The organism is Allorhizobium sp. nf9_anc (assembly GCF_056323085.1).
The window spans coordinates 150,044-170,729 of the sequence record NZ_CM150481.1 but is presented as its reverse complement, the minus strand read 5'-3'; the positions used below and the strand labels follow the sequence as shown (position 1 = coordinate 170,729).

The following is a 20,686-nucleotide window of genomic DNA, read 5'->3' as shown; positions in this document are numbered from 1 at the left end:
CTGCTTTTTGAGGTGCACGGCAATCAGACTTTTCCACATCGTCCAATCGATCTGGAAACGCCTCTGACGACGGCAAAGAAACAATGTGCCAGACTGCCAAACTTGACATGGCGCCGAATTGACAAAGGGACTGGCTCATATGAACGCCGCACGGGCGCAAGCGCGTCTTCCAATCAGCCTGCTGGTCTACATCCTCTGGGCCGCGATCACCATTCTCGGCGGCATATTGCTCAGTGGCGGGGAGCAGCAGTCGCTGATCGAAGGGCTGTCCAAAGGGCCGCTCTGGAATGTCATCGCAGCCTTCCTTTTCCTCGTTGCCGTCATCGGTGTGACCAGCTGGCGCGACCTGAAGTTCGTGGCACCCGACCCGATGAGCTCGCTTCGGATCATGTGGTTCCCGGCACTTTACGTTGTCGGATTCCTCAGCTTGGCAGGGCTCCTTGGACTGCCACCTCTGAACCTCATGCTCTTGATGCTACTCAGCACCGCTTTCGTCGGCCTGTCGGAAGAAACCATGTTCCGCGGCATCCTGTTCCAGGCTTTGCGAACCCGAGTGAAGCTCTGGCCCGCGATGATCTGGACATCGGTTCTGTTCGGTTCGGTGCATATCCTCAACGCCCTCACGACCGGCGAACTCCTGCACTCCTTGCTGCAAGCCTTCACCGCGACCCTGAGTGGTTTTGCCTTCATGGCCATTCTGGTGCGCACCGGCTCGATCTGGCCACCGATCATCTATCATGCGCTCTGGGACTTCGGCACCTTCTCGATCTCGGCCAGCAGCGAGGCCAGAGGTGCGGCATCAGGCGGAGAGGTCGACGCATGGGCCTTCCTTCTGCCTGTGCTGCTGGTCCTGCCGAACTTCCTCTACGGTATGTACCTGCTGCGAAATGTTCGGAACGAGGATGTGCTGACGACGGACAGGACGCCAAGCGCCAGCGCTTGAACACCCCACCACGAGACCTTAGCTGCGACGCAGATCGATGCGGCTGGTCACGACCGATTTGCCCGTCTTGGGATCTGTATCGACCGTGGTCAGGCGCATGCCGGTGTCGCCAACCTTTTCGATCGTCATTTGCGCGCGGCGGTCGCCATTGACCTCCTTGGCCCAGGTAATGCCGAGGTTGATCGTGTCGCCGGCGCGCTGTCCGCCCAGACCTGCGGTGCCGGTGCCGGCACCGATATAGGAGCCGGCATATTGCGATCCGTTGGCCTTCAGATCGGCACTGATGACCCGCGAAAAGATCGCAAGGCTCGTGCATTTCCCGTCAAGCGACAGCGATTGCGACGTCGTATCCGACGTGAACTGGCAGGTGACGTTGAGCGTCGGCGAATTCGCGCGAACCTTGACCGTGCCCTTGCCGTTCCAGCTTCCAGCCATCGACTTCAGAAAGGCGCTTTCGTCGGCATGGGCGAAGCTTCCAGACATAAAGACGAGCGCCGCAGCGGCCGCCAGGGACCATACAAAAGATTTCATCATCGACTTGTCTTTCATTGGCGGGTGGCCGGCGTATGACGCGGGCGGATCTCGCGTGAAGTTATGCTAGCCAACCTGCAGAGAGCTATTAGGTTCCGAAATCTCTGCACTTAAGGCTTGGGAAGTGTTCGAGAAACGACGAGTTCAAAGCTGACACATGCATTGGGCTCAAGCAGCAAAGTCAGTGCCACCGGCGAGCTCACTTCATCAGGCCCGCAGCCCGTAGAGCGCTCTCGATAACCTCCTGAATGCCATCAGGCCTTGGGGGTGCGCTATGCTGCGAAGCAACGTGCGCGGTATCGGGATTGGCTGCGGTTTCTCGCCGTTCGAAGGATGGGGTCAGCCCCCAATTGCGCGCGATATGCACGGTCGATGAAATGCCGGCGTCGAGCATATGTGCGGCAGGTCGACCGTATCCGGACGTCGTATCGACTGGCGTCCCGTGGCCCATTCCGACGATCCGGTAGTGCTCGATGGCATCTCGACCCGATGCGTCCTTCCAGGTTTCCAGCGCGTGACCGCCATCGACAAGCTGAGCCTGGCTCGCGGAAACATCCGCGCCGTGGACACCGCGCCACTGATCGATGATCGCCCGGGAATTGGCGTCTGAGACCGTATTGTCGGTCGTCCCATGCCAGACAGAGACCGTTGGCCATGGGCCCTCGTGTCGGGATGCGTCCCTGAGTTTGGTGTCGAGCGTCGACGAAGATGGAATACCATGCCCCCGCATGCGGTCGAATGCTTCAGGGACAGTGGAGGCGACGCCGAAGGGCAGGCCAGCGATGATCGCACCACCGGTAAAGACCTCGGGATAGGAGGCGAGCAGCGCATTGGCCATAGCACCCCCTGCCGAGAGGCCGGTGACGAACACCCGGCGCGGATCGACACCGTAAACGGCGATCATTGTCGCAATCATCTCGCGAATCGACAGAACCTCGCCGCTGTCGCGGGTGACGTCATCGCTCTGAAACCAGTTGAAGCAGAGATTGGCGTTGTTCTGACGCGACTGTTCTGGGAAAAGGACCGCAAATCCATAGTCATCGGCAAGCTGCGACCAGCCGGAGCCGTGATCATAGGCGGCGGCGGTCTGTGTGCAGCCGTGCAGGACGACCACGAGGGCCGGAGGAGAAGCCGGATTGTCCGGGCACTGATACCAGCCCGCCAACTGGCCAGGGTTTCGCGCAGGATCGGCCAGTCTGGCAAGCTTGTTCGTCTGGCCAGTGGCGCCTGGCGCCTGCGCGCGGGCGCGAGCGAGCCGCTCGATGGTATCGGAAATGCTTCGCATGGGGTGACCTTCTGGGGTTCCGGAAAGCCAACCGACATCCCTGTTGATAGATGATATGCCTCAAGAACGTCGAGGACCGGCTCACGCCGGTCCTCAGTAGTCAGACTTTAGAGAGTGCGAACCCGATAGCGGTCGCGCTCCTGCTCGACTTCGGCTGGGCCGTAAGGATCAGCGGAATGATCGAACTTCGTCCAGCCCTGCTCGGAATAAGCCTGGCGGCGCGCCATGGGATCGACGCGGTTGGACTGCTTGAGGATCATGTCAGCTTCGGTTTCCATGCCGTCATCCACCCGAGCGGTGACCAGCGTGCCGCCACGGCGAACACCTTCAGCATAGACATGGGCCTCGTCTTCGGAGACACCAGAATCTGTCAGTGCGCCGATGAGACCACCAGCCGCGCCACCAGCAACCGCGCCGGCAATCGCGCCAGCGGCAGTGGCGGCAAGCCAGCCGGCTGCAACAACCGGGCCGACGCCAGGAATGGCCATGATGCCGAGGCCAGTCAGAAGACCGCCTGCGCCGCCGACCACAGCGCCGATGCCGGCACCGGTGCCAGCGCCTTCTGCGGCACCGTTGTCGTTGTCTTCATGCTTGTGACGGTTGTCGGCATTGTTCGAAACAATGCTGATGTCGTCAGACGGAACGCCACGAGCTTCCAGCGCGCTGACGGCTGCGCTTGCATCATTGTAGTTGTCAAAAAGTCCGGTAACGGTTTTCATGGGAATGACCTTTCTCTGCGTTTCCGCAAAATTATTTGGAGACGACGTTGCCCTGGTAATCCATGGCCACTGGCATGGACTTGCCGTCCTTCATCGCCGTAGCCTGCCAGACGCCCTGGTCGTCGAGCTTGAGGTCTGCAATGCCGGTGAAGCCGGCTGCTTCGATGCGCTCACGCGCTTGTTCTTCGGTGAAGGAATTTGCGCCCTCAACGGGGGCTGCAGCGTCAGGTGTTTCCGGTGTCGCAACGGCTGGCGTGTCGCCATCCGTCGCAGGAACAGGGGTGGTCTGGGCATAGGCAGACACTGCCGTGGCGCACACGAGCGCCGCCGCGAAAATCATCTTTTTCATGGGTTTTCCTCTTTGCAGACCTGGTTGCTAGGTCTCGGATGAAGAACACAACGGCGTGATTAAAGTTCCGCAATTGGCGCGCTTTACCGGCCAATCGTTTTCATCTGTAACTTTTCGCCGGTGGTCTTCTGCCTCTTCGATCATCCATCACAGGACAAACGGACGCCGACTTTGAGGCATACCGAGACACCATTCCATCATCTGCTTGATATTCATCAAGATTGGCTCGCTGCAGGGCTCATTTTCGCCAATACCCCGGACAAATGATGGAAGGCTCCGACATCCCGCGTGCTACAGTGCTCTCGTCGGACCTGACCTCACCGTCTTGACGACGCGTCTGCCGAGTCATGACTTGCGCCGTGAGTCTTCGGCCCTTGAGGGCCTGCCTATGCCACAAACACCCACCGTGCATTTCGAAGCGGCGAGTACACTTGCCGTAGTCATGTCCTCCCACGAGCCGCTGCTCTTCCTGTCCGACGACCTCAGGATCATCGCGGCAAGCGCATCCTTTTGCCGGGCGTTCGAGATAGACCCCGCCTCCGTCACTGGCAGGAAACTTGCCGAACTCGGACAGGGAGAGTGGGCAATGCCCAGGCTGCAGTCGCTCTTGACGGCCACGGCAACCGGCAGCGCGCGGATCGACGCCTACGAGATCGACCTGCGACGACCGCACCAGAAAACGCGGAACTTGGTCGTCAATGCGCGAACGCTCGACGATGGCGACCTTGAGCACATTCGCTTGCTTCTCGCGATCACCGACGTGACCGAGATGCGCGCCGAAGCCCGGCTGAAGGATGACCTCGTACGCGACAAGGCCATTCTGTTGCAGGAGGTCCAGCACAGGGTGGCCAACAGCCTGCAGATCATTGCCAGTGTCTTGATGCAGAGTGCCCGCCGCGTTCAGTCTGAAGAAGCCCGCGGGCATCTCCATGACGCCCGTCACCGCATCATGTCGATCGCGGCGCTGCAACGACAGCTCTCCACCTCGGCCGGCGGCAGCGTCGAGTTGCGTGCCTATTTCACGCAGCTCTGCCTGAGCCTTGGTGCATCCATGATTGCAGACCCCGAGCGCCTGTCGATCAAGGTGACTGTGGATGACAGCAGCGTTCCTGCTGACATCTCCATCAGTCTGGGTCTCATCGTCACCGAACTCGTGATCAATGCACTCAAGCATGCCTTTACCGATGAGCGGGCTGGAATGATCGAGATCGACTACCAATCCTCGGACAAGGATTGGACGCTATCCATCTCCGACAACGGAATTGGCATGCCTGTCGGGAACGATGCACCCAGGGCCGGGTTAGGGACTGGCATCGTGGAAGCGCTCGTCAAGAATCTCGAAGGCGAGATCATGCTGAGCGACGCTGACCCTGGCACGGTGGTGACGATCAGCCATCGGGAAACGCCAGGACTCCGAACCGATTTTTCGCCGGCTGCCTAGGCCAGAACTGGTCTCTGAAGCGCCAATGGCTGCCATGTGGCAGCCGAACTCATACTGCGAGTGAACAATGAAGAACGGCAAACCGGTCGTCCTGGTCGTGGAAGACAGTGCGTTAATACGAATGAGCGCAGTCGATCTCGTCCTGTCTGCAGGCTACGAAGCGCTGGAAGCTGGCGACGCCGATGAAGCGATCCGCATCCTGGAAACACGAGACGACATCGATCTGGTCTTCACAGATGTCCAGATGCCAGGCACGATGGACGGCATCAAACTGTCCCACTACATCCGCGATCGATGGCCACCCGTGAAGCTCATCGTCGCATCCGGTGCAGCCATTGTCGAAGAAAGCATGCTGCCGGCCGGTAGCCGCTTTTTCCCCAAGCCCTATGACGACTTGACCATCACCGTGGCGATGGAACGCCTGCTTGCCAGCGAGAACCCGAAGGCCACCTCGCTCTGAAGCCAGAGGCGTGAACTGGCCCCCATCGACTGGGGGCCAGGCGCGTTACTTGGGTGCCGAAGCCTTACCCAGTTTCACGGACGGCTCCCTGCCCCAGACCCGCAGCTTGGCAAGCGATGTGACGAACCCGTCCAGCCCTTCGTCGCCGGGCAAGGCGATCACCCCCTCGTCGAGAGCCTCCGCAATACCAGCCTTTTCCAGAAGCGGCATGGCCGACTGGTCGTAGCCAATATACTTGCAATGTTGGAAGGCATCCGCCACGAAATCCCGTGCCGTCGCTTCCTTGACGAGGTCGTCCATCACCTCGGCCGATGTCAGCAGCGCGACGGCATCGAACAGAACCGAAGGCCCGCCATCGATCATATGGTGGACGTCGATCCAGCTCCCATCGGACGCCTTGACGCCGCCCACCTTCGGGGCGATCAGCTCGAAGACGGCCTTTTCCTTGGTGATCGCCGCCGTCAGATCTTTCAGCAGTTTCGCATCGACGCCATCGGTGATCAGGATACCGAGCTTACGGCCTTCGAAGCGTTTCGGGCCGCGTTCCACGATGCTGAGCGAAGGGGCAGGCTCCAGATCCTGGCGAGTCGGCATTGCGGCATCCGCGGCTTTCGGCATCGACTGGAAGCCGAGCTTCTGGGCCACGGTATTGGCTAGGGTCTCATCGATGTTGAGGAGATGGGAGACCATGCGCTCGCGGATCACGGCCGTTTCCACCTTGCTCAGCTCGAAGGTCAGGGCAGCTGCGATGTGCCGCTGCTCCGGGGCCGTCTGGCTGATGTAGAACTGCCGGGCCTGGCTATAGTGGTCGGCAAAGCTTTCAGGACGGAGACGCGCCTTGGTGCCCTGCTCTTCCGCTGGGAAATGACGATAGCCCCGCGTCGGCGATTCCCGCGGCCCTTCACCAAAGGAGTTCGGCTGGTAGTTCGCCCGTCCAACCGGATTGCGCATCGCCATGTGGCCATCCTGCTGGAAGGTCGCAAAGGGACACTTCGGCGCATTGATCGGCAGATGGGTGAAGTTCGGTCCGCCCAGACGCTTCAGCTGTGTGTCGAGATAGGAGAAATTGCGGCCCTGCAGCAGCGGATCGTTGCTGAAGTCGATGCCCGGCGGCACGTTCTGCGTCATGAAGGCGACCTGCTCGGTCTCCGCAAAGAAGTTGTCGGGCATGCGGTCGAGCACCAGCCGGCCGATGGCGACAGGGGCCAGGATCTCCTCGGGGATGATCTTTGTCGGGTCAAGCACGTCGAAGTCGAAGCTGTCAGCGAATTCCTGATCGAACAGCTGAACCTGCAATTCCCATTCCGGGAAATTGCCGGACTGGATGGATTGCCAGAGATCGCGGCGATGGAAGTCGGGATCCGCACCGTTGATCTTGACGGCCTCGTTCCAGGCTACCGACTGGAGACCCAGCTTCGGCTTCCAGTGGAATTTGACGAAGGTGGATTCGTCCTTTTCGTTGACAAAGCGGAAGGTGTGCACGCCAAAACCTTCCATGAAGCGGAAGGAGCGCGGGATCGTCCGATCCGACATGATCCACATGACCATGTTCATGCTCTCAGGCGTCAGGCTGATGAAATCCCAGAAGGTGTCATGGGCGGTCTGCGCCTGCGGGAAGGCCCGATCAGGTTCCTGCTTGGCGGCATGGATCAGATCCGGGAACTTGATGGCATCCTGGATGAAGAAGACCGGAATGTTGTTACCGACGAGATCCCAGTTGCCCTCCTGGGTGTAGAGCTTGACCGCGAAGCCGCGAACATCGCGAGCAAGGTCAGCGGAGCCTTTGTTGCCGGCAACGGTCGAGAAGCGAACGAAGGCTTCCGTTCTTTCTCCAGTACGCTGGAAGAGATCGGCCTTGGTATACTTGGCGAGCGATTCATAGGTTTCGAAATAGCCATGCGCACCATAGCCGCGGGCATGAACCACGCGCTCGGGAATGCGTTCATGATCGAAGTGAAACATCTTCTCGCGGAAATGGAAGTCGTCCACCACCAGCGGACCACGCGGGCCGACACGCAGCGAATTCTGATCGTCGGAGACAGGACCGCCCTGGGCTGTCGTCAGCAGTGGCACGTCGCCCTCGGCGATCTGATGCAGCTCGCCCCCTTCGCGGCGCTGCATTGTCTGGTCGTGGATCTTGACAGTCGAAGTCTTGGGCGAAACGGACCCACGAGTTGGTGTCTTGGCCATGGAGAACTCCTGGAGCATGCGCTCTGATGGTGATGAGGAAGCTGCTTGAAAAGCAAAAGACCGCCACAAGCGGGCGGTCTCGCAGGGATCGGAGGCAGCTCAGCTGGCCTTCTTAATGCCCTTGGTGTTTGCCGACGCCTCGCCCAGTGCCGTCAGCTTCTGGTCGGTGGCGATCTCTTCCTGCAGATTGGCATCCAGCAACGGGATCGCTTCCTTGAGACCGAGCTGCTTAGCCCAGGACTTGAGGGTGCCGTAACGGGCGATTTCATAATGCTCGACGGCCTGTGCAGATGAAATGAGACCCGCATCAAGGGCGGCTGTGCCCTTGTAGTCTTCCATGATCTCTTCGCCTTCGGCGAGGATGCCCTGGATGGCTTCGCAGGTCTTGCCGCGAGGCGACTTGCCGAGCAGTTCGAACACCTGTTCCAGACGTTCGATCTGGCCCTGGGTTTCCTCGCGGTGCTGCAGGAAGCCAGCCTTGCCCTCTTCCGACTGCGCTGCACGCGCCATTTTCGGAAGAGCCTTCAGGATCTGCTTTTCAGCAAAATAGATGTCCTTGAGCGTATCAAGGAACAGGTCAGACAACGTCTTTTCGGTAGCCATCGGGGAATCCATTCAAATTTGGTGAAGTATCAGGTGTCCAACCGCCCAATGCTTCAATGGTTCCCGCTTAACTCCAGACTGGCCAAATGCCTCCATGGGCCACATGGAGAGAAAGGATATCGATTTCGACTCTCGCGACAGCCCTGCTCGGACGACAGCCGCGTTGCCGGCGCAGCCTTCCAGCAGCGAGCACTTAGGCTCGCCGCGTCCGCTAGCCCAGTTCAAACGCTCGCGACCGTTTGTTCGTGGTCAACGATCTCGCTCGCGCGAAGTTAGGCACCAAAGACCGGTCCCCCGCTGACCAAAACAGCAGGGGCAGCCGCGCGCCAAACTCTCACTCGATCTCGACGCGCCCCTTCTTTTCGTCTTTGTCCTTCTTCTTCTGCAGAAGCCAGGTCAGCAGATCCTGTTTTTTCTTCGGAGTTTCCTTCGTCTTTTTCACGATGACTTTCGGGCGATAAACCTTGACATCATCGAGGGCGGCAAATTTCTCGCCATACTCCTTCTTGATCGATGCGACCCGGCCCCAGCTCTTCGAGCGCGACGCGAGCACCGCAAGGCCAACAACGCCGCCTTCCGTGGGCTCCCATTCAACCGATTGCTTGAAGAGGCGGGAGGCTTCCTTGGTCGCCTTGTTGTCCAGCCGGTACCAGGCGAGTGCCTGAGCGCCGAGGGCGGACTTCAGTTCGAAAACGTACGCCTCGAAGGTTTGAAGTTCGTCCTCAGCCGGTGAGAGGGGCGCCTCCTGATCGGTGAGACCGGCCGCAACCAGTTCGATGTAGATCTTTTTCAGCTCAGGGGTCTGCGCTGCGTATTGGCGGGCAATCTGCAGCGCTTCGTCGCGGTGATCCATGTTGCGAAGCGTCAGGATGACGCCCTCGACGCTCTTCAGGCTCGTCGTCATCCGCGTGGCGCTGACGAACCAGTGGTAAGAGGCCTCCCAGCTCTGCTGACCGTAGTAGAACCAGCCGAACAGTTCCGCATCGACAGCGGAGAACGAGCGTTGCACGTAGTCGCTGAAGCGCTGCAGTTCATCCATCGTCAGAGCGCTTGCAGGCCCCTGACCTTGTGCGACCATGCCCATCTTTCGCCGAACCAGATCGAAGGACACATTGTCGAATTCGCCCGTCCCATCCGGAAGGATATTGCCGAGCGCCACGAGAGAACGGGTTCCAGCCTCAGGAAGCAGAAGGCTTGCTTTCTGGACGGTCGACAGACGTTCGATCGGGTCTTCGCAGGTCGTGACGATGTATTTGTAGAGATCAAAGGCCCGGGCAAAGTCCCTGGACTGCGCGAGAGCCTCTGCTGTGATCCACATGGTGTTCATCTCGGCACAAACCATCAGCTGTGGCGAGCCCTCGGCCAGTGTTACGACCTGGCCCCAATTACGCTGAGCATGCGAGCGCTCCATCAGCTTGCGGGTTTCGCCGAGGGCCAGCTTGTCGAGCAGTTCCTGGCTCGGCTTCCAGTTCGGGTTTTCACTCTGCAGCTTGGCAATTTCGGTGCGAACACGCACGTAGTCTCCGCTGCCGAAAATGTCCCAGAGCGGCTGTTCGGAGATGTTCGTCGGGGCATCGAAGAGATCTTCCGGCGCATCCCAGTCGGGATAAAGCGTCTTCAGGCGCCGCAACTCGGCACCAAGGCGCTTCAGGTCGCGCGTCTGCGCATAATAGCGAAGCGCGGTTTCATCGACTTCCGACAGGGTGGAAGCCTTCGGTTCATCGGTCTGCTGGCTGAGTTTCGCGATCTGCATCTCGACGCTGTCACGGGTAGCGACGGGCGCCGTGGTTGCCGTGGGCTGCAGTGTGCTGGCTGCGGCAGGCTGCTCAGCCGGCCTCCGCGCGGACGTGGTCGCGCTCGGACCGAAGGGGTTCTCCCCGGGGGCCACATCCCGGATGACCGGGGCGGCCGGTTGAGGCGCAACGGCCATGACGGGGCTCACGGCCTCCGGCATCGGTGCGGGCAGAACGACTTGTGCTGGGGTCGGCATGCTTGGCACGACGGCCTGCGGCACAGCCGCGGTGGCCGGGACGACCGGCGGAAGTGTGGGCGCGACCGCGGTTGCCGAGAAGGGGGCGAAGTTCGGCATGGCAGGCTGCACGGCGGCCGGAGCCGAGACATTCGTCATCTGGGCTCCACCTGGAATCACGACCCCCATGGCGGGGTAATTGTTCACGCCGTCACCTGTGGCCTGGCTGATCGGGATAATGATGCAGGCGCCGAGGAGGAGAGCTTTCTTCAGGGGAAGTCGGTCAAACATGTGGGGTACCTTTCAGCGATCGCCATGAGGCTCAGCACATGGAGAGTGGCGGGGTAATAGTCTTGGGAGCTGAAGTCAGAGAGAAGAGCGACGTCGGGACGCCTGCCCAGACTGCATTCGACGAGTGCCGCAACCGCCTGATAGCCGGGGTCGGGCATGGGAGCGATCCGCGTCGCCGTCGCGAGTTCGACGACGGACATCGATGCGGTCCCGAACTGTTTCCAATGCGATGCGAAGATCTCGAGAATGTCGGGATAGTCCCGGGAATACCAGGCGAGATAGAGCGGAACACGAATGGCGTCATAACCGAATTGCGATGGGTAGCCGCTCGCCGGTCGGGGCATATCGCCGGAGAGGGACAGCCAGTCCGAGGGAAGCCGGGCAGGTCCGAAGCGCGCGTCGCGAAGCAGTGTCACTCCGCTGTCCATCAAGGCCTTTGACGGAAAACGGCTCGACAGGCGACCGAGGTCAACAATCGCCGGGAAGATCCAGTAGGCCATGTTCACGACTGGTCCGTCCGCTTGTTCATTCGGACCGAAACCATGGACACCCGGCAGGAGGACCAGGCCGTGCCCCGTCTTGATGGTTGCGCGCTCGACAATGGCGTCAGAGAGCCGTCTGGCCTCACGCTGAAGTTCCGGTTCGTCCCAGCGCTGACCGGCACGCATCAACGCCCAGGCGATCAGCAGGTCGCCGTCGGTCGCATTGTTGCGATCGGTGATCGGTGGCGTCTGGGTTGGATCCCAGCGCCAGGCTGCCAGTCCATCGTCCCTGACGAAAAGATTGCCCTTCGTCCAGGCCCAGATCCGGTCGAAGCTTTCGCGGTCATCAGCTGCTTCTGCCATCAGCATGCCGTAACCCTGGCTCTCGCTGTGGCTGATGCCGCCTGCCCGGTTATCGACCACCCGTCCTTCGTCGGTGACGAAGTTGTGGCGGTAAACCAGCCATGCACCGGCCGTGATGTCGGCCGCGACGTTGTCCTCCTGCTGTGACAGTGCCGCCGTCGTGGCGCCCGCAATCAGGGCGCCACTCAGCAGACATGTCAGGATGAGAAGACGGGTCCTCACGATTTGCGTCCCTGCCTCAGGACGACGAAGGTTGCCGCGCCGAGAAGGATCGCCACCACGATCTGGGCGATGGTGAACTCCCGGGCATTGTTCGAGAACCAGCCCGCCACGATGAGACGACCATTCTGCAAGCTGAGCGGCTTGGTTTCATACAGGCGCTCATGGCCGGCCATCTTGCGCTCGACCAGGGTGCCGTCGCGTTTCAGGGCGTTGACGGACCCTGCGAGACGACCCCAGACATCGGTCTGAGCAAGGCTGCGCATACCCTCGTCCAAGATGGCGGGATCACGAACGGCCACGACCGTCCATGCATCCCGTTCATTGACCAGGCGTTGGGCCACCAGCATGTCGGCCTCGCCGCTCACCTGATAGACGCCGTCGGCGGACAGGACATTGGGATCATCGACCAGTCCCAATTGCGCAGCCTGGATGCGGACCCGCACCGTAAGGCTCTCATAGAGGTTATGGACGCCATCCCGCAGACGCGCGACGACCGATGTCGGACGTTCGCCCTGTGCCGGTGCAGCCGATCCGTCGACCGAGAGGGCCGGTGCGGCCTCTTCGACCGGGGCACCAGGCTGCTGGATCTGGTTCGCGTCCAGAGACAGGGCCATATCGCTGGCGACAGGATTGAGGTCGATGCCGAGATCGGATCTCAGCTGTCCGGAGAAGCCCGAGAAGGTCCCGAAGGCCAGAAGAGGACCCTGACGGTCCAGCGGCCAGCCGGAGCTCACCGAAACCGGGCTTACTTCGCGAGAGGCATAAGCCATCTTCGCCAGGAAGCTGGCGGCAGCTCCAAGCATAGTTTCATCCATGCCTTCGACATACAAAGGCGTCGCGCGACCGTTGCCGAACCCGGCCTTGCCAGCCGAAACAACCGCGAGATCGGGTGCGTGACCAATCTGGGCAAAAGCCGGAATGTTCAGCGTGCTGTCACCCTTGATGAAGAAGCGCGCCGTGGAATTGCCAAGCGTGGCCGGATCACAGACTGCATCGGACGCCGTGGACAATTCCGCCTCGAACTCGATGACATTGTAACCGGGCCTCAACTTGTTAAGCGGGATCGGGAGCACCTGACCGTCGATGCGGCCAGAGCGGGCTTCTCCCAGCCGGATATTGGCAACAGTCTCGCCGTTTGCCCGCACGACCATCTGCGATGTCGGCGAGAGCCCGGCAGCGTACTCAGCGTTGAGCTTCAGGTTCGCAGCGCCATAGTCGCCGGGGTAAAAGTCGGCCGGCAGGCTGAACGAGATCGACTGCTCGAAATGGCGACCGGCGAAGGGACGAGAGACGAAGCCCAGTTCCGCAAGCGAATTTGCACTGCCGGATTCCAGCAGGCGACCCCGGCGGTTGCCAAGCGCGCGCCGGCCCTGTGGTGAGCCGTCGGTGACTTCGGTCTGTGCGCGCAGCGTGAAGTCACGGATCGTGGTTGCCAGTTCATCCGCCGTGCGTGCTGCAACGACCATTCGGCTTCTGCCGCTGGCAGGATCGATGTCGAATTGAACGCCGGACTGCTCCGGTGTCACGCCGATGAGGTCACGGACGGTACCGAACGTGCCGACGACCAGATCGATGCCGGGACCGGATCCGATCTCATTGCCGACTGTCACGACCGGGCGATCGAAATGACCGAGGATCGACAGGGCCTGGACGACCGAGAAAGTGCGATCGATGTCCTCGCCGGCGGCACCGCGCGGGATCAGTCCATTGATCGCCGCATGACCGTTCACATCGCGGCTATAGGCCAGGAGCGTCGAGACGTCACTCGGATCGTCCTTGGCGTTGCGGGTGAAGACGAAGCCGGTCAGGGCCGGGTCGATCTGGGTCCAGAGTTCGTATGTCGCCTCGACGGTGCAATCGACGCGATGCGACTGGTCGAGCAGAATGGTCACGGCATTGTAGCCCGGTTGAAGCAGACCTTTCGGCAGTTCCAACTCAACCTGGTGCGCATCGCCGGACTTCAGATTGACGGCGCCAATGTCCCGGTCGTTGACGAAGATGCGCATGGCAGAGCGCTCAGGCGCCACCGAGATCGCCGTCTGCATCGTCAGGATGAGCTTCGCCGATCCTGTCATTTCCGAGGGAAGAACGACGAAGGGGTATTCCCGGTTTGCGGATTCTCCGGGGAAGAACAGGTCCCGCTTGTCTGCAATCAGACGACGGATCTGGTTTTCTTCCTGGAAATATTCCTTGGTCTCGGTCTGGGCTTTCGCCTGCGGAGCGAGGACGAAGCCGGTCGAGGTAGCAGCAGCCGATGGCGAGGCTGCGAGAAGCAGGCCTGCGGCAGCGAGCAAGGAGAGGTGCTGTCTGATCATTCTCCGGCCTCCCTATGACGGACCGGTGCAGCAGCCAGGGCCGCGCCGGCAAGGGGTTTCAGTCTTTGCGGCTCGGCCTTGTCATCCGGCTTGCCGCCGAGGGCGACGCCGATTGCCGCGAGTGGGCAGGTGAACGCCCAGCGCAGGATGCGCAGGCTACCGGCAATGATGCTCTTCGGCCGCTGACGCAGCGCACGCTGCTCACGGACCACCGACATGTCGTGCATCAGCAGTTCTGCGATAATCGGGAAGTGGTGAGGCTCCGCATCGAAGCGCAACGCAATCGCACCATCTTCATCCGGCGAGCCGCCGACGATGCTGACCGGAAGCGAGGTCACGAGCAGGTTGGAGGACACGCTCAGCAGCTGAAGCCGGCCATACTCGCCCTTGCGCAGCATGCGAGACGAACCCTGCGCCGGGATCAGCTTGGCGCCTCTGGCCGAGGCTTCGGTGACGGCGCCCCGCAGGACGGTTTCACCGAACTGCAGTTCGACGGTAGTGCGAAGCGGCAATTCGACACCGGCAAGGTCCTGGCTACGTTCGGTGACGACGCCGAGGGCGCAGCCTGCGATCATCAGGTTCATCCAGTTCCAGGCACCGACGATCAGGAGCAGGCTCGAGATCTCGGGTTCGGTGTTGTAGCGGTATGCTGCAACGAACAGGGTGAAGCAGAGTATGCCGAAGATGATGAAATAGGGCAGCGAGAGCTCGGAAAGCCGGTCCTGCTTCAGCGAGACACCCTTGTCGGTCACCTTGAAAGTCGGGCTTTTCGGCTTGAGCAGCACGCTGACGATCGCCTGGAACAGATAGACCGACTGCACATACTCGTAGAGTTCGGAAATCCATGGCCAGCGCACGCTGCCATAGAGATAGGTGCGCACCATCTCGCCCATGATCAGATACATGACCGTGTAGGCGAAGAAGTCCTCGAAGGACGCCACGAAGATCTTCATGTCGAACAGGATGAAGAGCAGCGGAGCGACGAAGAAGACCGAGCGAACAAAGGGGAAGAACCAGAAGAGCGAGCTGGAGATGTAGCTCAGGCGCTGCGGCAGAGAGAGGCCGCGCTTGAACAGCGGGTTCTTCAGCATCAGGATCTGAACCATGCCCTGGCACCAGCGCGAACGCTGACCGACGAAGCTGGCAAAGGTTTCGGGCTGAAGGCCGGAGATCAGCGGCTTATCGATGTAAAGGCTGTTCCAGCCGCGGGCATGGAGCTCGAGCGCCGTTTCGCAGTCCTCGGTGATCGTGATCCCCGAGAAGCCGCCGACCTCTTCGAGCGCCTCGCGGCGCAGGACGGCCGCCGAACCGCAGAAGAAGGAGGCGTTCCAGCGGTCCAGACCCTTCTGGATCTTGCCATAGAACATCTCGTTTTCCGACGGCATGCGGCCGAAGGTTCCGAGGTTGCGCTCGATCGGATCCGGATTCGAGAAGAAGTGGGGTGTCTGCACGAGGAAGAGACGTTCGTCTTCCGAGAAATAGCCGGCGGTTTCGCGCAGGAAGTTGCGTTCCGGCGCATGGTCGGCATCGAACACGACGACCAGATCCGCCTGGGTGCGCCAGAGGGCGGCGTTCAGGTTGCCGGCCTTGGCGTGCACGTTCTCCGCGCGGGTCATATAGACAGCGCCGAGATCGCTGCAGAGGTCCTTGAGGATCGCTGCGCGTTCCCTGGCCTTGGCCGCCGACACCGGGTCATCGCTGTTACGCTTCTGGTCGGTACCGCCGTCATCCAGCAGGTAGACGGTGAACTTTTCCGATGGATAATCCATGGCCTTGGCCGCTGCGACCGTCAGCGCCAGGATCTCCCTGTCTTCATTGTATGTCGGGATAAACACGTCGACGGTCGGGCTCTCATCCTCATCGAGTTCCGGAGCCCGGGGGCGCTCGATGGGATCGGCAACGACGAAGAGGCTGATGCCGAGCATCAGGATGCAATACATCTCGGCCGCATAGAGAATGATGCCCGGGATGAAGGAATAAAGATCCTCAATCGGCGGGAGCGTGCTCGTCGTGCGCCAGTAGGCATATTGCAGGATCACGACACTCGCCAAGGCGAGGAAAACGTGGCGCCAGAAGCCATCGAGCTTCAGGAGCATGATGACCGCCAGGATAGCGATGACGATGACCGAAAGGTTGAAACGGGCGGAATGCCCGACGGGCTGCGCGATCAGCAGGAACATCGCCACAACGATGGCCAGCCAGGCAGCATAGCGAATGATATCTCGCACGATTTTGGACTCCTCATGAGTTCGATCGTCGATTGCCTATCGGGTACCCCTGAGTATAGGCGCACATTCTCATGCATCTTGGGATTGCACGAAAGGCACGGCACCAGACAGGTCGGGGGACACCTGAAGTTAATCTCTGTTTAACCTTAGGAGCGGCTCGAGGAGAATGTGAAGTGCTCCATTCAGCTCTGGCGGTGGGTTGTCCGAATCCTGTCGGAGAATGTCGAGATAGTTGCGCTGCAACATAAAATTTTAGTCAAAATGGCCAAATAAATACCCAAAAAAGGATGGGACTTTTATTTTGTATTGTCCTATTAGCTGTACAAAATTCGACTATTATTGCGTCCTACTGATTACTATCGAAACTATCGAACATTGCAGATGTAATGTTTTCTCCATACCCGATTCTGACACACTATGACTGTTTTATGAACATGAGTTGCTCGTTTTTTATGCATAACTAAGCTTTGTTGTTCAATTTCCTTTACCAGGATCTGCAGAATCTGAGGTTGGTTCGGATGACACGCGTAATCATGATTGTGCTGCGCAGCAATTGCGGAATGTTGGAAATTGCGTCTGTCGTGGAGAGCTTCCGCTATGCCAGCGAACTGTCCGGAAACCGCCCTTACGCTCTGACAACGTGTGCAGCAGGCTATCAGGCACTGCAGCCGGATGAACACTGGATCCACCTGAGTGCCGTACACAACTTGACGAACACACCACCGGAGGTTGATTCTCTCATCGTGCCGGACGGATCTCCTGTCACGCTGCAGGATCATGATCTCCGCATCATCGAATTCCTTGCCAAGAGCACGCCCAAGGTGCGGCGGCTCGCCACCTTCGGCAACGGAGTGCTGTTTGCAGCTGCGGCCGGAATGACGCGTGGGCATACGGTTGTCGCCAGTGGCGACGTCCAGCAGCGGCTCGCCACACTTTGCTCACAGACGATCGTCGAGCCGCATTCTGACCTGCACAAGAGCGGCAAGATCTGGAGCGCGCGAGGCGCCACCGCCGGGCTAGCGCTTGCACTTGCCCTGATCGAGGAAGATCTGGGGCGTGATATCGCGAAAGAGGTTGCCCGTCGCTTTGGTTCACGCCTCGCGGACGCGGATATGCGCTACGGAACACGCGCCAGACGTCTGCCCAGCCTCGACACCGGAAGCCCCATCGAACGCCTGCAGGAATGGGTCACGGCCAACCCGTCCGCGGATCTCAGTGTCGGCAAGCTGGCAGACATGGTCGCAATGAGCGAGAAAACCCTCTCGCGCGCATTCAAGCAGAAGACCGGACAGACGATCGGCGAGTTCGTATTGTCGGTCAGGCTGCGCTATGCCTGTGAAATGCTGGTGGCCGGGGAACGAAAGATAAAGGACATCGCCCGTCTGGCCGGGCTCGGAAGCCAGACGAACATGCGTCAGCTGTTCATCAATCGCTATGGGCGACCGCCATCGCAATATCGCCAGACCAACGTCGAGCGGGCGATGATGGAAGAAATCTGAGCCGTAGGGGGCCGCTGTTTAACAACGGCATGAGGTCGGAAACAGATGTTGCACGAGGCTACGCTCTCGTGAGGCGCTGCGAGAAACAGGGGCAGCGACAGTCTCTAAGCACCAACTGGCCGCCCGTGGTTAACCGCGACCAGGATTTTTCACGGCTTCATCGATCCAGAAAGTTGCACTGACCGCTCGGCATTGGTCTCGCCAGCGCCGCGACGAGCCCAGCCATCTGAGGCCGATCCACGCCGTCGACCGGCTGGATGTTGAGCGCCTCATCCTTTGGCCACCAGTCTCCGCCTGCCCAATAGGCCCAGCCAATGAACACATCCCGATTGGCGTCAACGGCTTCCGTCATGGCGGCAGCCGCCGAAACGCAGGACGGTTCTCGTGTGACGCCGAACTCGCCGAGAAAACCTTTTGCTCCGGTGCTCCGCAACCAGTTGGCAACTTCGCCGACGGACGCGATCGCCTCTTGGGCGCGCAGGCAGCTGTCCTTCTTTCCGGAAAAATCCTCATCGAAATACTGGTGGAACTCATAAACAAAATGGTTGGCGGGGTCTCGCACACCCGCCATCACGGACGCGTTCGAGCCACCATACCAGTCGCCCCCCCAGCTGTGTGCACCCGTCCAAGCCGTGCCAGGCACCATCACGAGATTGCGGTTCGAAACAGTGCGTATGCCGGCGATCGCCTCGTTCGCGATGGCAAGCCAGTTGACCGCGGAGATATCGTAGGGCTCGTTCATCAGCGCAAAGATGACACCAGGATCCTGTCCGAACTCCTGCGCGAGCCGCCGCCACAGATCGGAGAAAGCCCCCGGCGGAACATCGGGTGAGCCGATCAGCTGACCTTGATAACGGGCATAATTGTGCGGATCGAGGATGACGACGATATCCTTGTTCCGCATGGACACCACCATATCCTTCAGCCGCGTCAGCTCATCCGGCGAAAAGTCGCCGAAAAGCGCAGGCTGAAGACGCTCCCAAAGGAAGGGAAGCCGGACGGTGTTGAAACCCTTTGCAGCGAAATAATCGACCGTTTCGCCAGATGGATAAATGTAATCTTTCCCGAATTCCCCAGGCAGTGTGCCGAACTCGGCTCCCGCAAGGTTCACGCCCCGAAGGCAACTTCCCTCCGCAGCGGAAACGCTCTCAACCGCCTGCCCAGTCAGCAACAGTGCAACCACGGCCGTCCGCCATAAACATTTCATCTTGACCACGCCCCTCCTGACACCCCCCTGCTACATTGCTGTCTCAGGCGGGCCGGACCCTAGAACGCATTGAAAAAGGCTTCAAGCCATCGACAATTCACATCAACTACAGCGTCCCGGAAGGTGCGCGCTCGATGTGTCTGCGTTTCTCGACACGCTTCTGGGCGAACAGGCCAGTGAGGAAGACGTGGCCTCGCATCTTGAGGTGACGAACGACGGCGCAAAGATCAGCGAGGGCAACCAAGTTCATCTCGGCACAGTCATCAACCGTGCCGAGCTGAACGGCGAAATCAGTCGCGATGCAAGGCCTGGACGACCTTATGGCTGTCGACAAACTGCACCATGCTGGCGATCTTGCCATTCGTCACCTCGTAGAGATGCGCAAAGCTCGCCGTCATGGACTTCTCCGTCGCCTTGTAGGTGCCGTGATAGACCCCAAAGGCAGCCACCCGGTCGCCGTCTTCCATGAACGTATGGACTTCGGCCTTGTAGCCGATCCATTCGGTGCCAAGTCGATAGAAGACACCGGCAATAATGGCGTCCGGTCCGACATAGGTGCCGGCATAGGGAAAGCCCTCGGCCTCCGTCCAGGTCGTATCGGGAGCAAGGGCTGCCAGCAGGTTGCGACCATTGTCTTCCGACGAGCCCTCATAGGTGGCCCGGATCAGATCGAGATTGGCACCCATGGCGATCAGCCCCACTTCATTTCGCCGGTTGCGACCTTGGAGCCGATATCGAGTGCCACGCCCATGCCAAGGCCCGGGAAGCGCGCTTCCATGGCAGCCTTGAGCGAAGCGGAGTCCTTCGCCTTGGCCAGTTCTTCCTCGAAGGCAACGAGATAGGCCTTGGTATGCTGGACACCGCTGAGATCGGTCTTGGCATCTGGCGTCATGTGACCGGCCACGACAATCGACGGCGCGCGTGTGGCGATCGAGTCGAGAGCCTTCACCCAGGCGGCGCGCATTTCCGCGCTGTTCGTATCGGCAGTCCAGACGTGAACGCCATTGAAGATCATCACGCCGCCGAAGACCGCGTTCAGAGACGGCACGAAGAGATAGCGCCGATTGGCCAGACCTTCCGCGTCAACGATCTCAATGGTTTCGCCATCAACGGTCAGGGTCTTCTCGTCAAAGGCCTCCGGGATGACGACATCGCTCAGGGTCTGCGGACCGTTGTCCTTGAGCTGGGGTCCCCAGGTTGCAAGCTTCTTTTCGACATTGCCGTTGATGGCAGACACGGTGGCCGTGGCGGCAATCACCTTGGCATCGGGAAAGGCAGCCTTGATGGGCCCAAGACCAAAGTAATAATCCGGATCGCTCTGGCTGACATAGATCGTGGTCAGCTTTTTGCCGGTTGCCTTGATGGCGTCGGCGACAGCCTGGCCGTCGGAGAGCGTGAAGCCACCATCGATCAGGATAGCTTCGCCTGCTCCGGAGATCAGAACGGGGGCGCGGAAGAAGCCGTTCTGGCCAGCAGGAAAATGCTGCCAGGTGAGGCTTCCAGCGGCGTGGCCGAGGCCGGCGGGGGCAAAGACTGCGGCAGCGCCAGCAGCGACGGTGGTTTTCATGATTGTTCTCCGGGTGAACATG

The 20,686-nt window shown here is 60.2% G+C and carries 17 protein-coding genes; 4 read left to right on the top strand and 13 right to left on the bottom strand.

What is annotated here, in order from left to right:
- The first annotated feature begins 139 nt into the window (after positions 1-139).
- On the top strand, positions 140-943 hold the full coding sequence (locus AC02Y0_RS00725; RefSeq protein ID WP_476381610.1) for a lysostaphin resistance A-like protein: 804 nt from the start codon (positions 140-142) through the stop codon (positions 941-943).
- An 18-nt stretch (positions 944-961) separates the two neighbouring features.
- Here AC02Y0_RS00725 and AC02Y0_RS00720 read toward each other — a convergent pair whose 3' ends face one another.
- The 4 genes from AC02Y0_RS00720 to AC02Y0_RS00705 all read right to left on the bottom strand — a co-directional run bounded on the left by AC02Y0_RS00720 (position 962) and on the right by AC02Y0_RS00705 (position 3,827).
- Positions 962-1,474 carry a hypothetical protein gene (locus AC02Y0_RS00720; RefSeq protein ID WP_476381608.1) on the bottom strand — a complete coding sequence of 171 codons (513 nt, stop codon included), beginning with the start codon at positions 1,472-1,474 and terminating at the stop codon, positions 962-964.
- A gap of 199 nt (positions 1,475-1,673) precedes the next feature.
- Positions 1,674-2,759, bottom strand: a complete 1,086-nt coding sequence (locus AC02Y0_RS00715; protein WP_476381606.1) for an extracellular catalytic domain type 1 short-chain-length polyhydroxyalkanoate depolymerase — start codon at positions 2,757-2,759, stop codon at positions 1,674-1,676.
- A gap of 107 nt (positions 2,760-2,866) precedes the next feature.
- On the bottom strand, positions 2,867-3,478 hold the full coding sequence (locus tag AC02Y0_RS00710) for a general stress protein (protein ID WP_476381604.1): 612 nt from the start codon (positions 3,476-3,478) through the stop codon (positions 2,867-2,869).
- 31 nt (positions 3,479-3,509) lie between these two features.
- A complete protein-coding gene (locus tag AC02Y0_RS00705; RefSeq protein WP_476381603.1) occupies positions 3,510-3,827 on the bottom strand; it encodes a PepSY domain-containing protein in 318 nt (105 codons plus the stop codon).
- A 388-nt stretch (positions 3,828-4,215) separates the two neighbouring features.
- Between AC02Y0_RS00705 and AC02Y0_RS00700 the strand changes: the two genes are divergently transcribed.
- Together AC02Y0_RS00700 and AC02Y0_RS00695 are read left to right on the top strand one after the other, a co-directional pair.
- Positions 4,216-5,268, top strand: coding sequence for a sensor histidine kinase (locus tag AC02Y0_RS00700; protein WP_476381601.1), 1,053 nt, complete (start codon positions 4,216-4,218; stop codon positions 5,266-5,268).
- Between the two features lie 67 nt (positions 5,269-5,335).
- Positions 5,336-5,728, top strand: coding sequence for a response regulator (locus AC02Y0_RS00695; RefSeq protein ID WP_476381599.1), 393 nt, complete (start codon positions 5,336-5,338; stop codon positions 5,726-5,728).
- Between the two features lie 45 nt (positions 5,729-5,773).
- Here the strand turns inward: AC02Y0_RS00695 and katE are convergent, their stop codons facing one another.
- The 6 genes from katE to bcsA all read right to left on the bottom strand — a co-directional run bounded on the left by katE (position 5,774) and on the right by bcsA (position 16,391).
- Entirely contained in the window at positions 5,774-7,918 is a 2,145-nt protein-coding gene (gene katE / locus AC02Y0_RS00690) for a catalase (RefSeq protein WP_476381598.1), read from the bottom strand.
- Between the two features lie 99 nt (positions 7,919-8,017).
- A complete protein-coding gene (locus AC02Y0_RS00685) occupies positions 8,018-8,521 on the bottom strand; it encodes a YciE/YciF ferroxidase family protein (RefSeq protein WP_476381596.1) in 504 nt (167 codons plus the stop codon).
- A 334-nt stretch (positions 8,522-8,855) separates the two neighbouring features.
- The gene (locus tag AC02Y0_RS00680) at positions 8,856-10,781 is read right to left on the bottom strand and encodes a hypothetical protein (protein ID WP_476381594.1); all 1,926 of its coding nucleotides are present in this window, start codon (positions 10,779-10,781) and stop codon (positions 8,856-8,858) included.
- Positions 10,760-11,848, bottom strand: a complete 1,089-nt coding sequence (locus tag AC02Y0_RS00675; protein WP_476381592.1) for a family 8 glycosyl hydrolase — start codon at positions 11,846-11,848, stop codon at positions 10,760-10,762. Before AC02Y0_RS00675 ends, AC02Y0_RS00680 begins: the two co-directional genes overlap by 22 nt.
- The gene (locus AC02Y0_RS00670) at positions 11,845-14,163 is read right to left on the bottom strand and encodes a cellulose biosynthesis cyclic di-GMP-binding regulatory protein BcsB (protein WP_476381590.1); all 2,319 of its coding nucleotides are present in this window, start codon (positions 14,161-14,163) and stop codon (positions 11,845-11,847) included. Before AC02Y0_RS00670 ends, AC02Y0_RS00675 begins: the two co-directional genes overlap by 4 nt.
- Positions 14,160-16,391 (bottom strand): UDP-forming cellulose synthase catalytic subunit, encoded by a 2,232-nt coding sequence (gene bcsA, locus AC02Y0_RS00665; RefSeq protein WP_476381588.1) that lies wholly within the window; start codon positions 16,389-16,391, stop codon positions 14,160-14,162. Before bcsA ends, AC02Y0_RS00670 begins: the two co-directional genes overlap by 4 nt.
- A 533-nt stretch (positions 16,392-16,924) precedes the next feature.
- Between bcsA and AC02Y0_RS00660 the strand changes: the two genes are divergently transcribed.
- A complete protein-coding gene (locus AC02Y0_RS00660) occupies positions 16,925-17,890 on the top strand; it encodes a GlxA family transcriptional regulator (RefSeq protein ID WP_476381586.1) in 966 nt (321 codons plus the stop codon).
- 157 nt (positions 17,891-18,047) lie between these two features.
- Here AC02Y0_RS00660 and AC02Y0_RS00655 read toward each other — a convergent pair whose 3' ends face one another.
- From AC02Y0_RS00655 to AC02Y0_RS00645, 3 genes are all read right to left on the bottom strand, one after another.
- The gene (locus AC02Y0_RS00655; RefSeq protein WP_476381585.1) at positions 18,048-19,001 is read right to left on the bottom strand and encodes a glycoside hydrolase family 5 protein; all 954 of its coding nucleotides are present in this window, start codon (positions 18,999-19,001) and stop codon (positions 18,048-18,050) included.
- 386 nt (positions 19,002-19,387) lie between these two features.
- Entirely contained in the window at positions 19,388-19,783 is a 396-nt protein-coding gene (locus AC02Y0_RS00650) for a nuclear transport factor 2 family protein (protein ID WP_476383924.1), read from the bottom strand.
- Between the two features lie 5 nt (positions 19,784-19,788).
- Positions 19,789-20,685 carry an MBL fold metallo-hydrolase gene (locus AC02Y0_RS00645; RefSeq protein ID WP_476381583.1) on the bottom strand — a complete coding sequence of 299 codons (897 nt, stop codon included), beginning with the start codon at positions 20,683-20,685 and terminating at the stop codon, positions 19,789-19,791.
- Position 20,686 lies beyond the last annotated feature (1 nt).